General features: G+C 64.8%; 19 protein-coding genes. 9 read left to right on the top strand and 10 right to left on the bottom strand.

Features of this window, described 5'->3' with window-relative positions:
* Positions 1-215 precede the first annotated feature (215 nt).
* The 5 genes from AC0YKC_RS01195 to AC0YKC_RS01175 all read right to left on the bottom strand — a co-directional run bounded on the left by AC0YKC_RS01195 (position 216) and on the right by AC0YKC_RS01175 (position 5,380).
* The gene (locus tag AC0YKC_RS01195; protein WP_320294709.1) at positions 216-1,991 is read right to left on the bottom strand and encodes a tetratricopeptide repeat protein; all 1,776 of its coding nucleotides are present in this window, start codon (positions 1,989-1,991) and stop codon (positions 216-218) included.
* A gap of 205 nt (positions 1,992-2,196) precedes the next feature.
* Positions 2,197-2,613 (bottom strand): DUF1284 domain-containing protein, encoded by a 417-nt coding sequence (locus AC0YKC_RS01190; RefSeq protein WP_488509346.1) that lies wholly within the window; start codon positions 2,611-2,613, stop codon positions 2,197-2,199.
* Positions 2,610-3,218 (bottom strand): biotin transporter BioY, encoded by a 609-nt coding sequence (locus AC0YKC_RS01185; protein ID WP_488509344.1) that lies wholly within the window; start codon positions 3,216-3,218, stop codon positions 2,610-2,612. The genes AC0YKC_RS01190 and AC0YKC_RS01185 overlap by 4 nt, the downstream gene beginning before the upstream one ends.
* Before the next feature lie 376 nt (positions 3,219-3,594).
* The gene (locus AC0YKC_RS01180; protein ID WP_488509342.1) at positions 3,595-4,260 is read right to left on the bottom strand and encodes a GntR family transcriptional regulator; all 666 of its coding nucleotides are present in this window, start codon (positions 4,258-4,260) and stop codon (positions 3,595-3,597) included.
* Positions 4,261-4,366: 106 nt separating this feature from the next.
* Positions 4,367-5,380, bottom strand: a complete 1,014-nt coding sequence (locus AC0YKC_RS01175) for a polyprenyl synthetase family protein (protein ID WP_320294705.1) — start codon at positions 5,378-5,380, stop codon at positions 4,367-4,369.
* Positions 5,381-5,558: 178 nt separating this feature from the next.
* Between AC0YKC_RS01175 and AC0YKC_RS01170 the strand changes: the two genes are divergently transcribed.
* The 7 genes from AC0YKC_RS01170 to moaB all read left to right on the top strand — a co-directional run bounded on the left by AC0YKC_RS01170 (position 5,559) and on the right by moaB (position 9,400).
* Complete coding sequence (locus tag AC0YKC_RS01170; RefSeq protein WP_040991013.1) at positions 5,559-5,783, top strand: putative signal transducing protein; 225 nt, start codon at positions 5,559-5,561, stop codon at positions 5,781-5,783.
* A complete protein-coding gene (locus tag AC0YKC_RS01165; protein ID WP_488509339.1) occupies positions 5,783-6,574 on the top strand; it encodes a tRNA1(Val) (adenine(37)-N6)-methyltransferase in 792 nt (263 codons plus the stop codon). Before AC0YKC_RS01170 ends, AC0YKC_RS01165 begins: the two co-directional genes overlap by 1 nt.
* Before the next feature lie 3 nt (positions 6,575-6,577).
* The gene (locus AC0YKC_RS01160; protein WP_488509337.1) at positions 6,578-6,748 is read left to right on the top strand and encodes a hypothetical protein; all 171 of its coding nucleotides are present in this window, start codon (positions 6,578-6,580) and stop codon (positions 6,746-6,748) included.
* Between the two features lie 61 nt (positions 6,749-6,809).
* The gene (locus AC0YKC_RS01155; RefSeq protein ID WP_320294702.1) at positions 6,810-7,667 is read left to right on the top strand and encodes a S49 family peptidase; all 858 of its coding nucleotides are present in this window, start codon (positions 6,810-6,812) and stop codon (positions 7,665-7,667) included.
* 84 nt (positions 7,668-7,751) lie between these two features.
* Entirely contained in the window at positions 7,752-7,937 is a 186-nt protein-coding gene (locus AC0YKC_RS01150; protein ID WP_027164591.1) for a membrane protein, read from the top strand.
* 22 nt (positions 7,938-7,959) lie between these two features.
* Positions 7,960-8,856, top strand: coding sequence for a 4-(cytidine 5'-diphospho)-2-C-methyl-D-erythritol kinase (locus AC0YKC_RS01145; RefSeq protein ID WP_488509612.1), 897 nt, complete (start codon positions 7,960-7,962; stop codon positions 8,854-8,856).
* Positions 8,843-9,400, top strand: coding sequence for a molybdenum cofactor biosynthesis protein B (moaB, locus tag AC0YKC_RS01140; protein ID WP_488509332.1), 558 nt, complete (start codon positions 8,843-8,845; stop codon positions 9,398-9,400). Before AC0YKC_RS01145 ends, moaB begins: the two co-directional genes overlap by 14 nt.
* Positions 9,401-9,508: 108 nt before the next feature.
* Here moaB and AC0YKC_RS01135 read toward each other — a convergent pair whose 3' ends face one another.
* On the bottom strand, positions 9,509-10,012 hold the full coding sequence (locus AC0YKC_RS01135) for a glycosyltransferase (RefSeq protein WP_488509329.1): 504 nt from the start codon (positions 10,010-10,012) through the stop codon (positions 9,509-9,511).
* A gap of 149 nt (positions 10,013-10,161) precedes the next feature.
* Here AC0YKC_RS01135 and AC0YKC_RS01130 point away from each other — a divergent pair, with 149 nt between their 5' ends.
* Together AC0YKC_RS01130 and rnhB are read left to right on the top strand one after the other, a co-directional pair.
* Positions 10,162-11,316 (top strand): PA0069 family radical SAM protein, encoded by a 1,155-nt coding sequence (locus AC0YKC_RS01130; protein WP_041006073.1) that lies wholly within the window; start codon positions 10,162-10,164, stop codon positions 11,314-11,316.
* A 195-nt stretch (positions 11,317-11,511) separates the two neighbouring features.
* Positions 11,512-12,207, top strand: a complete 696-nt coding sequence (gene rnhB, locus AC0YKC_RS01125; RefSeq protein WP_488509327.1) for a ribonuclease HII — start codon at positions 11,512-11,514, stop codon at positions 12,205-12,207.
* Positions 12,208-12,532: 325 nt separating this feature from the next.
* On the opposite strand, the gene AC0YKC_RS01120 is transcribed toward rnhB, so the two are convergent.
* From AC0YKC_RS01120 to AC0YKC_RS01105, 4 genes are all read right to left on the bottom strand, one after another.
* On the bottom strand, positions 12,533-13,024 hold the full coding sequence (locus AC0YKC_RS01120; protein WP_320294697.1) for a F0F1 ATP synthase subunit B: 492 nt from the start codon (positions 13,022-13,024) through the stop codon (positions 12,533-12,535).
* An 11-nt stretch (positions 13,025-13,035) separates the two neighbouring features.
* Positions 13,036-13,617 carry a F0F1 ATP synthase subunit B gene (locus AC0YKC_RS01115; RefSeq protein WP_320294696.1) on the bottom strand — a complete coding sequence of 194 codons (582 nt, stop codon included), beginning with the start codon at positions 13,615-13,617 and terminating at the stop codon, positions 13,036-13,038.
* 57 nt (positions 13,618-13,674) lie between these two features.
* Entirely contained in the window at positions 13,675-13,902 is a 228-nt protein-coding gene (locus tag AC0YKC_RS01110) for a F0F1 ATP synthase subunit C (RefSeq protein ID WP_095816382.1), read from the bottom strand.
* Positions 13,903-13,979: 77 nt separating this feature from the next.
* Positions 13,980-14,741 carry a F0F1 ATP synthase subunit A gene (locus AC0YKC_RS01105; RefSeq protein ID WP_488509324.1) on the bottom strand — a complete coding sequence of 254 codons (762 nt, stop codon included), beginning with the start codon at positions 14,739-14,741 and terminating at the stop codon, positions 13,980-13,982.
* Between the last annotated feature and the right edge of the window lie 17 nt (positions 14,742-14,758).

Here is a 14,758-nt window from a genome sequence, read left to right as displayed (position 1 = left end):
CGGAGCTTCGCTCCTGCTCCGCCCTAGAATGACGACGCGAAGGGCGTTTCGGCCAATCACCGAGGCATTTGCCTGCCACCGCAGACATAACCTATCGCTGGAGAACTTGCCGACCTTCAGAGTGAGGCAAGCCGACCATAAGCTCGACAGACGCCAGGCCGAAACGAAAACGGGGCTCGACGAGCCCCGCATTCTTGAACGTTGACGAAAATCGCTCAGCCTTTCGGCACAGGCGTCGGCTCCGGCTTCATTTTCGGGGTTTCCTGCGCGGTGTTGGATTCGATCGGCGGCAGGCCCTTGAGCAGCTTCTGCTGCAAAGTGGCGAGCACATCCGGATCGGGCTTCAGGTCGCGCGCCTGGGTCCACTGATAGGTGGCCTCCAGCTTGCGGCCGACGCGCCAGTAGGCATCGCCGAGGTGGTCGTTGAGGACCGGATCCTCCGGCTTCAGCGAGACGGCGCGCTCCATTTCGCGCACGGAGTCGTCGAAGCGGCCCATGCGGAAATAGGCCCAGCCCAGCGAATCGACGATGTAGCCGTCGTTCGGCCGCAGGTCGACGGCCTTCTGGATCATCGCCAGGCCTTCCTTGAGGTTCATGTTCATGTCGACCCAGGAATAGCCGAGATAGTTCATGACCTGCGGCTGGTCGGGCTGCAGCTCCAGCGCCTTGCGGAAATTGGGTTCCGCCTTCGGCCATTCCTTCAGCCGCTCATAGGCGATGCCGCGCTGGTAGAAGATGTTCCAGTTGGCGGCGGTCGGCGTCTTCAGCTGCTCTACGGCCTTGTCGTAGAGACTGGCGGCCGAGCGGAAATCTTCCTTCGAGCCGTAGACGCCGCCAAGTGCCAGATAGGCGCGCATGTCGTCCGGATGCTTGTCGAGATAGGCCTTCAGATGGGTGATCGCCTCGTCATGCTTGTCGAGGTCGGCGAGGTTGAGGCCGATCTGCAGGTCGGAGAGCTCCTTCAGCGGCGAGGACGCCGGAATGCGGCGGTAGAGCGCGACCGCGCCTTCGCCGTCCTTCAGCTGCTCGGCAACGGCGGCAAGCTGCACAAGGGCGGCGTCGCTGTCCGGCTTCAGCGCCAGAGCGTATTGCAGGTAAAGTCGCACGAAAGGCTCGCCGCCGCCGCGGTTGAGCGCGGTGGCGAGGTCGAGCAGGATTTCGGACGCGCCGTCGGCCGGGCCGGCGACGAGCGGCTCGATCTTGTCGCCCTTGGCGATGCGGTCGCGCAGCGTGGTGATCTCGAGCTTGCCCGGCGCGAACGCCTCGGCCTGATTCAACACCGCCAGGGCCTTCGACTTGTCGCCCTTGCGGACCAGGAACGAGGCATAGGCCTGGGCATTGCGCATCCAGGTTTCGGGCGCGGAGCCGCCGGCCGTGGTGTCGGCCATGGTGGCGGCATAGATCTCATCGGCCTTGTCGTTCAGGCCGGCGGCATCGGCGATCAGCGCGCGGTGGAAGGATTTGAACAGGCCGAACCAGTCCGGGCCTTTGAGCTTGTCGATGGAATCCATGGCCTCGGACGCGTTGCCGGCGCCCTCCTTGGCCCAGCCTTCCATGACGCCGGAGAGCAACCGGTCGAGATCGGATTCGAGCGAGAGCTTCAGCCAATACTGCGCCTTGGCGTAGTCCTTCTTGTGGAAGGAATCGATGGCCAGAGCCAGGCGCGAGAAGCGCTCGACATCGGGCACTTCCTTCAGCTTGTCGGCATAGACCAGCGATTCCTCGAAGCGGCCTTGCGCGACCAGCGCCAGCATCAGGCTCTGCTGCAACTCCTTGTCGTCCGGCGCAAAGGCCAGCGCTTGCTTGTAATAGGCGATCGCGTCGTCGAGGTCGTTGTCGCTTTCGGCGATATGGGCCGCAAGATAGGCGCCCGAGAAAGACGTGATCTGGAGCGGTTTGGCCTCTTCCTTGGCCTGGACCGGCAGCACCCAAAGCGCCACTCCGGTCAAAAATGCCAGCCTCGTCAGCCAGCGCGCACGTCCTTGCCGCATCGTATCCCTTTCAGCCAGACGCGATCCCGCCCTTGGCAGGCCGCCCTTAGACTCGATCTTTTCCGGTCAAAGCATGGCCTTTTTGGGGTCGGGCTTCAATCGCCAAGCGAATCACAATGCAATCATCCGGCTTAAAAAACGATGCCGCGCCACCGAAAAATCCCGCGCGAAGGTCTGAGATGCCCATATGCCAGCGTCGGATTGCCTACAGATGCGTCCCGCTGAATCCGCCGGCGGCAACCGTGTCGCACAGGCCCGACCATTCGCAGCCGGAGCATGCCTGGCGCGTCAGGCCGGCGGAAAAGGCCTTGCGCATCCCCGCCAGGCTGGAGGCGTCCAGCACGAACCGGTCGCCGTCCTCGATCGGCCGGCCGAGCAAAGTCCCCACGTCACGCGCGGCCAACCGGTCCCGCTCGGCGGCGCTTTGGCGCAGGCAATGCGGCTCAGGCTCGCCGAGCAGCGGGGCGCAGATGTCGTCCGGACCGGAAACGACCACAACCCCCTCACCCTCACCCAGCCGCTTCACCACCTTGTCGTAGTTGGCGGTGAAGGCGGGCGAGTAGCCCTTGCCGACATAGGTCAGCAGGCAGAGCAGATGATGGGCGCGCAGCCTGACGGTCATCGCGTCCCGGACGAGCGGTCGCGCTGTTCCGCCCGATAGGTGGAGAAGAGCTTCAGCGTCGCCGCGCCCAGCGCCGACTTGAGCAGGCCGCCGACGATGAAGGGCAGGAAACCGAAGGTGATGGCCTTCTCAGCGCCGATCATGACGGCAAGCCAGGCGGTGCCGAGAACGAGGCAAAGCAGGTTGCCGATGAGCATGGCGGCGAAGGCGAGCATGACGCGGTTGCCGTTCCAGCCGCGTTCGGCCAGCCAGCCGACAACGGCGCCGACGACCGGGAAGGCGAAGAGATAGCCGCCGGTCGGGCCGACGAAATGCTGTATGCCGGCCGCGCCGCCCGCCAGCACCGGAAAACCTGCCGCGCCTTCGACCAGCCAGGCGGCAATGGTGAGCGCGCCGAAGCGCCAGCCATAGAGAGCGCCGACCAGCGTGACGGCGAAGGTCTGCATGGTCACCGGCACCGGCACCATCGGCACCCCGATATAGGACGACAGCGCCAGGAACAGCGAACCGAGAATGACGGCGCCGATCTGCCAGGCGAGCGAACGGCTGTGCAGGCGCAGTGGGCTGAAGGAGGGCTTGTAGGTCGAAACGGCTGCGTTGGTCACGGTGTCTTCCCTGGCTGGCTTGAAATTATAGATAATTTTTGCGTTCGATCTATTATCGAATCCATATTTTTGCGAAGATGGCAAGCCCGCGGGTTCGTCATTCCAGGGCGAAGCAGGAGCGGAGCTCCGTCGCGGAGACCCTGGAATCCATGCCGTGACCTGGCGGCAGCGCTCCTGCGGCCGAGAATGGCCGGCTCTGTGCGGCGGGCGCCGATCAGCGTAACGTCTTGATCCGTTTTGCTTTTCGATCGACGTCACGGCATGGATTCCAGGGTATGGGCGCGTTGCTTCGCTCCTTGCTCCGCCCTGGAATGACGAAGCTGGGAAGCCTCACCCAATGCTATGCACGAAGACGAAGCTGAGAGGCCTCGGCCAATCACCCGACGATGGCGAAGGCGTCGCGGGTCCTGCCGGAGGCGGTCTTGACCGGCTTCTGGCCGATCCATTGCACGTGCCGCCCGAGCGTGGCCGCGGCCGATTCGACGTTACCTTGCCTGAGCGCGCTCAGGATCGCCCGATGATCCTGGTCGGTGCGGATTTCCCATTCGGAGCGCCAGGCCGCGAACAGGAAGCGCGCGCTCGCCGCGTGCAGGTCGTCGATGGTGGAGAGCAGGCGCGGCATGTTGCAGGGCGCCAGGATCAACCGGTGGAAGGTGCGATTGGCCTCTTCCCAGGAGCGCACGTCGCGGGACTTGTCGCCGGCCTTGGTCGCCTCCTCGGCCTGGTCGAGGATCGACGCCGTCAGATGCGGCGCTGCATGGCGCAGCGCCAGCACTTCGAGCGCCGCTCGCATCTCGGCCACCTCCCTGACCTCGCCGAGATCGAAGGCGGCGACGCGCACACCACGCCTAGGCTCGCTGATCGCCAGGCCCTGAGCCTCGAGGCGGCGAAAGGCCTCGCGCACCGGGACATGGCTGGTGTTGAATTCCTCGGCGACATGGTCCTGGCGCAGCCGCGAGCCAGGCTCGATGGCGCCCGAAATGATGCGGTCCGCCAATTCCTTGCTGATGCGGACGGCGATGGTGTCTTCTGTGCTGACCATATTTTATAGATAATTTGCCGAACCACCCTTTGTCGAGACGGCCAGCGCGCGATTCACATGCGCCTTGCCCGACGGATGCCAAGCAGGGCCCGGAAGACAGACAGGCTCAGTTGACGCGGCTGATGCAGAAATCGATGACGTCGATCAAAGCCGACTTCTGCGGCGTCGCCTCCAGCGGGGCGAGCGCGTCGCGGGCGATCTCGCCGAAATGGCGGGCGCGGACGATCGTGTCGGCGATCGCGCCGTGGCGGGCCATCAGGCCGATGGCCTTTTCGAGCGCGGCATCGTCGACGACATTGTCCTCGATGGCGCGCTTCCAGAAGGTGCGCTCGGCCTTGGTGCCGCGCCGGTAGGCGAGGATCACCGGCAGCGTCACCTTGCCCTCGCGAAAATCGTCGCCGACATTCTTGCCGAGATCCTTGCTGGAGCCGCCATAATCGAGCGCATCGTCGATGAGCTGGAAGGCAAGGCCGAGATTCATGCCGTAGGAGCGAAGCGCGGCGCGATCGGTGCGCGAGGCCTGGGCGATGACCGGCCCCACTTCGGCGGCGGCCGAAAACAGCGCCGCGGTCTTGGCCTTGATGACGGCGAAATGCTCGTCCTCGGTGGTTTCAAGGTTCTTGGCGGCGGCAAGCTGCATGACCTCGCCCTCGGCGATGATGGAGGCCGCAGCCGACAGGATGTCGAGGGCTTCCAGCGAACCGACCTCAACCATCATGCGAAACGCCTGGCCGAGCAGGAAATCGCCGACCAGCACGCTCGCCTGGTTGCCCCAGATCATGCGCGCCGTCTTCTTGCCGCGGCGCAGCGCGCTCTCGTCGACCACGTCGTCATGCAGGAGCGTCGCCGTGTGCATGAACTCGACCGCCGTGGCGAGCTTGACATGGCCTTCGCCGGAATAGCCGAACATCTGCGCGGCGGCGAGCGTGAGCATCGGTCTCAGCCGCTTGCCGCCCGACGAGATCAGGTGGTTGGCGATCTCCGGGATCATCTCGACGTCGGAGCCGGCCTTGGACAGGATCAACTCGTTGACCCGGCCCATGTCGGCAGCCGTCAGATCGATCAAATCCTTGATGGAAGCGGGTTCCCGCTTGCCTTCGATGTTGAGAACGACACCCACCACGACAACTCCCGTCTGTTTAACGCGCACGAGTTAACGCGCACGACGGCACCCTTAATCCCGCGCCGACTCTAGGGCGGTACAACCGGGCACGGCAAGAGGCGAATTGGCGCGGCTTTGCCGACGGTGTGTCTACCCGCACGTTTACAGAAACGCCGCAACCTGCGATTTTCGTTCCATGATCGAGCTTGTCCGCACCAATGACGCCGTCGTGATCTCCTTTGTCGAATCGCTGATGCGCGACGCCGGCATCGCCTGTTTCGTCGCCGACCAGAATATGAGCGTGCTCGAAGGGTCGATCGGCCTTTTGCAGAAGCGTGTCATGGTCGATGCCGACAAGGCTGACGTGGCGCGCCGCATCCTGAAGGATGCCGGCATCGAAAACGAAATTCGCCAGAAATAATGGCAGCGACGATCGCCCCAGATACGCCGGCACACACGGTCGATGCCTTCCATCGCGGGCGCTTCTGGCTGGTGCAGCCGAGCCGTGGCGGTCATCGCGCCGGCATGGATGCCATGATGCTGGCGGCCGCCGTGCCTTCGGGCTTTTCCGGCCGGCTCGCCGATTTCGGCGCGGGCGCGGGTGCTGCCGCCCTTGCCGTGCTGTCGCGCTGTCCGGCGGCCCAGGCCGTGCTCGTCGAACGCTCGGCCGAAATGGCCGGGTTCGCCGCCGCCACGCTTTCGCATCCCGGCAATGCGCATCTCGGCGACCGCGCCTCGGTGCTGATGGCCGACGTCACGCTTGCCGGCCGGGCGCGGGCCGAGGCAGGACTTGCCGACAATTCCTTCGATTTCGTCATCATGAACCCGCCGTTCAACGCCGCCGAGGATCGCACCACCCCCGACGCGCTGCGCCGAGAGGCGCATGTGGCGGAGGATGGCCTGTTCGAGCGCTGGATCAGGAGCGCCGCCGCCGTCGCCAGGCCGCGCGGCGGGCTGGCCGCCATCGCGCGGCCCGAACAGCTCGTCGCCATCCTCGATGCGATCGAGGGGCGTTTCGGCGATGCCGAGATGCTGTGCGTGCATCCGCGACCGGACGCGGCGGCGATCCGCATCGTCGTCAGGGCGGTGCTCGGCGCGCGCGGAAAACTGTCGATCCGCCCGCCGCTCACCTTGCACGGTCAGTCCGGCAACGCGCCGGCGGAGCGGACCGAAATGATCAATAACGGCCTGGCATCGCTGTTCGGCGATTGATCCTTGAAGCGCGTCGCGTTGAAATGGATCCTAGCGACGCGCTTCAAGTTTTTGTTTATGCATCTCTGTTTCGCAAAACCGCTGCACACTTTTGCGCGACATGCACCGGCTGGCGATGCGGCATTGCCGTTGGCCAGCGAATTCCTACATGCCCAGGGCAAGATGACGCCGTGAAACAGACCAACCGACCTGATCTCATCTTGCTGCCTTGCAAATGGACCGGAGACATTCCTTCGTGAAACGCCTCTTCAACCGCCTGTTGCCGAAATCCTGGCGCTCGACAGTCGTCACCATTCCGGTCATCCGGCTGCAAGGCGCCATCATGGCCGGCGGCGGCCAGTTCCGGCCGAGCCTGTCGCTCGCCTCGACGGCCGGCCTCATCGAAAAGGCGTTCAGCTTCGACGCGCCGGCGGTCGCCATCTCGATCAATTCGCCGGGTGGCTCGCCGGTGCAGTCGCGGCTGATCTTCAAGCGCATCCGCGATCTCGCGGTGGAAAAGAACAAGAAGGTTCTGGTCTTCGTCGAGGACGTGGCGGCTTCCGGCGGCTACATGATCGCGGTCGCCGGTGACGAGATCTTCGCCGACCCGTCGTCGATCGTCGGCTCGATCGGCGTGGTCTCGGCCTCTTTCGGTTTCCCTGAACTGATGAAGAAGATCGGCGTCGAGCGGCGTGTCCACACGGCCGGGCAGAACAAGGCCGTGCTCGATCCGTTCAAGCCGGAGAAGAAGGAAGATGTCGAGCGGCTGAAGGCGCTGCAGCTTGAAGTGCACGAGACCTTCATCGACCTCGTCAAGGAACGGCGCGGTACAAAGCTCAAGGACGACCCGGACCTGTTCACCGGCCTGTTCTGGACCGCCAAGCGAGGCCTGGAGCTCGGCCTTGTCGATGCGCTGGGCGATATGCGCGGCGTGCTCAGGACCCGTTTCGGCGACAAGACGCAGCTCAAGCTGATCACCGCGCCGCGCGGTCTGTTTGGCCGTTTCGGCCTGTTCGGCTCGCGCTTCTCTGCGCCCGATATCGCGGCGGCCGCCGCCAGTGGCGTCATCGATGCGGCGGAAGAGCGCGCGCTGTGGGCTCGCTTCGGGCTTTGAAAAAGCCATGATTGCGGATAGCATGATCGCTTGACCGAGCCCATCCGGCCGGCCTTGCCGCGAGAACGCGGGAGGAGTTTTGAGATGCCGCAGATCATTTTCTTCGCCGTCGTCGGCGCCGCCGCTTACTTTGGTTACCGCGCTTTCGTGCGCGAGGCCGAACGCGTGACGGCCAAGATCCGGCGCACCGAGAAACAGGCGGCGAACGGCACGATGGGCACGCTGGTCAAGGATCCCAAGACCGGCGAATATCGTCTCGCCAAGGACTGATCCCATCTCGCCAGCAGCCGACATTCTCGAGCCCGGCACAGAGGTCCGGACCTGGCTTGCGCCTGCCAAGATCAACCTGGCGCTGCATGTCACCGGACAGCGCGCCGACGGCTACCATCTCATCGACAGCCTTGCCGTCTTCACCCGCTTCGGCGACCGGCTCGAGATCGAGCCGGCGGAGCAGGACGACTTCTCGGTATCCGGCCGCTACGCCGCCGGCCTGCCGCTCGACGGCGATAATCTGGTGGTGAAGGCGCGCGATGCCTTGCGCCGGGAAGCCGGCGCGCAGCATGCACCGCCCGTCGCCATCCGGCTGGAGAAGAACCTGCCCATCGCGTCCGGCGTCGGCGGCGGCTCCAGCGACGCGGCAGCCGCGCTCAACGCCCTGGCGCGACTCTGGAAGCTCGATATCGACGACAATTCGCTGGCCCGGATCGGTCTTTCGCTCGGGGCAGACCTGCCGATGTGCCTCAAGGGCAAGCCGCTGGTCGCGCGCGGCATTGGTGATGAAGTATCCCCCCTGCCCGCGTTTCCGGCGCTCGGCCTGGTGCTGGTCAATCCGGGCATCGCCATCTCGACGCCGGACGTGTTCAAAGCGCTGTCCAGCCGCGACAACGAGGCGCTACCGCCGCTGCCGAAGCGCCTCGACTTTCACGCCATCCGTAACTGGCTGGAGACGACCCGCAACGACCTCGAACCGGCCGCTCAAGCCATTCAGCCTGCCGTCGGCGAGGCGCTGAAGGCGCTCAAGCGCGCCGACGCTGCCTTCGCGCGCATGTCCGGCTCGGGCGCCACCTGCTTCGGCCTGTTCGAGACCGGCAATGTCGCCAAGCGCGCGGCGATCGAGATCCGCGCCCGCCACTCCGACTGGTTCGTCGCCGCGACCCGCAGCATGGAGGTGAGCGATGGCGAAGCTTGACGAAAGCCGGCCCTTCATCCCGGTGCGCATCGCGGTGCTAACGGTTTCCGACACGCGCAGCCTTGCCGACGACAAATCCGGCCAGACGCTGGCCGACCGCATCGCGCAAGCCGGCCATACGCTTGCCGCGCGGGACATCGTCACCGACGACCGCGACAAGATCCGCGACAAGGTGCTCGGCTGGTCGAAGGACGACAACATCGACGTTGTCATCACCACCGGCGGCACCGGCTTCACCGGCCGCGACGTGACGCCTGAGGCGCTGGAGCCGATCTTCGAAAAGCGCATGGATGGCTTTTCGGAAGTCTTCCACCGCATTTCCTATGACAAGATCGGCACCTCGACGATCCAGAGCCGGGCGACCGGCGGCGTCGTCAACGCCACCTTCGTCTTCGTGCTGCCGGGCTCGCCCGGCGCCTGCAAGGACGCCTGGGACGGCATCATCAAGGCGCAGCTCGACTACCGGCACATGCCGTGCAACTTCGTCGAGATCATGCCGCGGCTGGACGAGCATCTCAGGCGCGGCGGCAAGCCCACTTCGTAAAGCACAGGCAAGGCACACGAATGGTGGGCAATCGCTGGAGACGTCGGCGCTGCCCCTCATCCGCCTGCCGGCACCTTCTCCCCGTAAAACAGGGAGAAGGAAGGAAACTCACTTCGGCGGCGCCACCCAGATTTCGGCGTTCAGCCTTCTGGTGGCAAGGCCCCGCGCCAGGGCCTCGGCGCTGCGCGCGCTCTTTGCCAGCGCCTGAGCCTGACGCTTGCTGATGACCAGACCCTCGGCCAGCGCGCGGTTGCCCGAAAAGACGCGGGCCAGGAAAGGCGCGCGGTCCGCCCGGGCGCGTGAAAAGCGTGCCGGCATGGTTTGCTTCGCCGTGTGCGCCACCACCTCGTCGATCCATCCCTCGGCAAGCCGGGCGCCCGGTTCCAGAAAAAGCAGCCAATCGCCCTTGGCCTGGCCGATACCGGCGCCGATCCCGCCGGTCACATAGTGGCAGCCGGCATGTTCGGCCACCCGATGCGTCTGGTCGGCGGAGCCTTGATCGCAGACGATCACGTCGCGGACCACACCTTCGACCGCGCCGCCGACCAGCGAGGCGAGCGTGCGGGCAAGCCCTTCTTCGTCGTTCAAGGTCTCGATGAGAACGCTGAGCATTTTTAGCCGAATAGCGGAAAGTGCGGCGATGCGCCAGTTGCGCGCTCGAAGTCAAAAAGTTCTTGATTTGTTCTCTCTCGCCAAATAGGAATAGTTTCATGAACAGAGCGATTCGACAGCCTGCCGACAGTCCCTGGGAGAGGGCGAAAATGGAACAGATCGTGCGCGCCGACATTGCCGCTTTCGGAGCAGGCAGAGCCGAGATGGCGAACGCGATGATCGAGCAGAGCGGCATGCGCGTGCGGCCCGACCGCAATCGCGGCCGCTCGGCCGGCATCAACCCGTCCGGCCGGTTCGAGCCGGTCAGCCGTCATGTGTTCGATGACGGCTGGAACTCGCTGGAGGAACTGCCGCCGTTCAAGACGGAAGTGCAGGTCGAGAAGCCGCGCACGATCATCACCCGCAACGAGTCGCCGGACATTTCCTTCGACCGTTCGATCAATCCCTATCGCGGCTGCGAGCATGGCTGCGTCTACTGCTTCGCCAGGCCGACGCATGCCTTCATGGGCCTGTCGCCGGGGCTCGATTTCGAATCGAAGCTGTTTGCCAAGCCGGATGCGGCGCGCATGCTGGACAGGGAATTGTCGAAGCCGGGCTACCAGCCGCGCACGATCGCCATCGGCACCAACACCGATCCCTACCAGCCGATCGAAAAGCAATACCGGATCATGCGCGAGATCCTCGAAGTGCTGGAGGCGCGCGGCCATCCTGTCGGCATCGTCACCAAGTCTGCACTGGTGACGCGCGACATCGACATCCTGTCGCGCATGGCCGAGCGCGGCCTTGCCAAGGTGGCGCTTTCGGTGACGACGATGGACCGCATGCTGGCGAGAACGATGGAACCCCGCGCGTCGACGCCGACGAAACGGCTCGAGGCAATCAGGCAGCTTTCGGACGCCGGCATCCCGGCCTCGGTGATGGTGGCGCCGATCATTCCCGGCCTCAACGATCCGGAGATGGAGCGCATCCTCGATTCGGCCAGAGCCGCCGGCGCCCGGGAGGCGGGCTATGTCATCCTTCGCCTGCCGCTCGAAGTGGCGCCGATCTTCAAGGACTGGCTGTTGCGTCATTATCCGGATCGCTACCGGCATGTGATGTCGCTGATCCGCTCGATGCGCGACGGCAAGGACTACGATTCCGAATGGGGCAAACGCATGAAAGGCGCGGGTCCCTATGCCTGGCAGATCGGCAGGCGCTTCGAGATAGCTGCCAAGCGGCTCGGCCTCAATGTCGAGCGGCGACAGCTTCGCACCGACCAATTCGTCGCAGGCTCCGGCGCCGGCGAGCAGCTGATGCTGCTTTAATCTCAGTGCCGGCCATGACGGGCCGGCGCTAAACGGTTCCAGGCCAAGCGACTTTCCGTCTGGAATTGCCCTCCTTTCAAGTATCCCGTCCGGCCACTGTCCCCCGGCCGCGAGACGGTGCCTTCCCGGTCCGACGCCCCATCCGACCCGGAAGGACTTGCGGAGAATCGGAGCCGATGCGAACCTCGCCGCACCATGGCTCGCGCGCGTTCCGATTCTCCGCTTCTCTTTGAAATGGTCGAGAAGCCCGACTTCTCGATCGAGACGAAGGCAATGGCCGATGGGCTGTGGCCGGTCGCCGGCATGGACGAGGCCGGCCGCGGCCCGCTCGCGGGTCCGGTGGTGGCCGCCGCGGTGGTGCTCAACCCCGCCAATATCCCGGAAGGCCTCGACGATTCCAAGCGCCTCAGCCATTTGCAGCGCGAGGCGCTTTTCCTGAAGATCCTCGGCTCGGCGCTCAGCGTCTCGATGGCCTCGATCAGCGCCGAAGGCATCGACAACAGCAACATCCTGAAGGCGAGCCTGGAAGCGATGCGCCGTGCCGCCGCCGGCCTGTCCTTGCAGCCGAAACTCGCTTTGGCCGATGGTCGTGACGTTCCGCCAGGTCTCGCTTGCGAAGGCCGGGCGCTCGTCAAGGGCGACCAGCGCTCGCAATCGATCGCCGCCGCCTCGATCGTCGCCAAGGTGATGCGCGACCGCATGATGTGCGGCTGCGGCGGACACCACGCGCATTACGGCTTCGAGGTGCATATGGGCTACGCGACGGTCCGCCACCGCACCGCCATCGAGGCGCATGGGCCGGTGGCACGGCTGCACCGTGCCTCGTTCGCGCCGTTCAGGCTGGGCGGAGCGGAGCCGGTTGAGGAAGAGAGCTTCGCCGGATTGGAGTGATAGCTAATCTCCCCCGGCGCTTCGTCATCCTCGGGCTTGACCCGAGGATCCATGCCGTGACCTCCGCCGGAGAGCGCAACGGTGCAGAATTCTATAACCGCTGCAACGCCTTAACCTCACGGCATGGATTCTAGGGTCTGCGCGCGTCGCTCCGCTCCTTGCTCCGCCCTAGAATGACGATCGAGATGTAGCAGCCCTTCGCGCCCCCTCAGCCCTGCTGGCATCTCGCCCACAATGGAGATTGGCAGCTTCAGCGCCGCTCCTTCCCCAAACAAAAAAGCCGCCGGGTTGCCCAGGCGGCTTCTCATTCGTAACTGCGGTCGGCTCAGTTCAGCTTGGCCTTGACATCATCCAGCGCCGACTTGAACAGGTCCGCGCCGGCCTTGACGTCGACCTTGGCGGCGAGCAGGGCGCGGGCGGCCTCGACGGCGATGTCGACGGCGCTGGCGCGCACTTCACTGACGGCCTCGCGTTCGGCCTGGCTGATCTTCTGCTCGGCAAGCGCGGTGCGCCGGGCGACATAGTCCTCGGTCTTCTTGGCGGCCTCGGAAGCAAGCAATTCAGCCTCGCGCTTGGCGGCGGCGACGATGTCGGCGGCCTCCTTCTCGGCTTCCTTGCGCTTCTGCTGATACTGGCCGAGCAGCTGCTGGGCCTCCTCGCGCAGGCGCCGCGCTTCCTCGAGCTCAGCGCTGATCTTGACCGCGCGGGCGTCTAGCGACTTGGTCAGCATGCCCGGCACCTTCAGATAGATGATGGCGCCGAGGAAGATGAATAGGGCGATAGCGGCCCAGAGCGTGGCAAGTGATGTGGCGTCCATGATCCCGCTCCTTACCGGCTCGCGGATTTGACCGCGGCCGCGATCTCGGACTTGTCGGCCTTGCCGCCGACAAGCGCCTCGACGATGGCCGACGTGGTGTCCTCGGCGATCGTGCCGACTTCCTTCATCGCCTTGGCCTTGATCGAGGCGATGCTCGCCTCGGCCTCGCCGAGCTTCTTTTCGAGCTCGGCCTCGAGCTTCTTGCGCGTGCCCTCGGCGTCCGCCTTGGCGGCGTCGCTTGCCTGCTGGCCGATCTTGTTGGCGTTGGCCTTGGCCTCCGCCAGTTCCTGCTCATAGGCGGCAACGGCGGCATCCGCCTCGCCCTTCAGCCTTGCGGCATGATCGAGGTCCTGGGTGATGCGGTCGTTGCGGACATCGATAATGCCACCAAGACGCGGCATCACAACGCGCTTCAGGAACAGGTAGAAGAGCCCGAAGGTGATGACCAGCCACAGGATCTGCGACGGGAAGGTCTTGGCATCGAACGGCGGGAACGCCTCATGCTCCGCGGCAGGCACCGCAGTGCTCGCATGCGTATCGCCCTCGGCCGCGGCCGGCGCGGTTTCTTGCGCAAAGGCAGATGTCACGAACATCTCATTCCCCTGTCCATACGGGGCCGCACCATGCGGCCCCTTTTGTCAGCGCGCTTCTTACTTGGTGAACACCAGCAGCAGTGCGATGAGGAGCGAGAAGATGCCCAGAGCCTCGGTCACGGCAAAGCCGAAGATCAAGCGGCCGAACTGGCCGTCAGCAGCCGACGGGTTGCGGAGCGCGCCCGAGAGATAGCTGCCGAAGATGTTGCCGAGGCCGATGCCCGCGCCGCCCATGCCGATGCAGGCGATACCAGCGCCGATAGCAGCTGCTGCAGTTGCGTCCATTTCAAAACTCCTGTGGTTGCTTGTTCGTTGCAGTTGGTACGTTGGGTATGCTGGCGCCGGAGCGCCGGTGAAATCGATCAGTGGCTCGGGTGCAGCGCGTCGTTCAGATACATGCAGGTCAGCACCGCGAAGACGTAGGCCTGCAGGAAGGCGACCAGCAGTTCGAGAGCGGTCAGCGCGACCGCCATGGCGAGCGGCAGGACCGAACCGGCAATGCCGACGGCGCCGAGCGCGCTGAGGCTGACGACGAAGCCCGAGAACACTTTCAGCGTGATGTGGCCGGCCAGCATGTTGGCGAAAAGACGAACCGAGAGGCTGACAGGACGCGAGACGAAGGAAATGACTTCGATCGCCACCACCAGCGGCAGCAGATAGCCCGGCACGCCATGCGGCACGAACAGCTTGAGGAAGCCTAAACCGTGCTTGGCGAAGCCGTAGACAACGACCGTGCCGATGACCAGGATCGCCAGCGTGAAGGTGACGATGAGGTGGCTGGTGACGGTGAAGAAATAGGGGAACAGGCCGATCAGGTTGGCGACCAGCACGAACATGAAGAGCGAGAACACCAGCGGGAAGAACTGCATGCCCTGCTTGCCGGCGGCGTCGCGCAGCATGTTGCCGACGAACTCATAGGCCATTTCGGACACCGACTGCAGCCGGCCCGGAATGAGCGCGCGGCTGGCCGTGCTCATATAGAGGAAGGCCGACGCCAGCACGATCGTCACGACCATGAACAGGGAAGAGTTGGTGAACGAGACGTCGTAGCCGCCGATATGCAGCGGGATGATCGGATGGATCTGGAACTGGTGGATCGGATCGACCTTGTCAGCAGCAGCCACTTTAAATCCCCGTCAAA

The sequence above is a fragment of the Mesorhizobium sp. CNPSo 4661 genome, from assembly GCF_057784215.1.
Note: the sequence above shows the minus strand (reverse complement) of the source record. Positions and strands in the feature narration are given on the sequence as shown.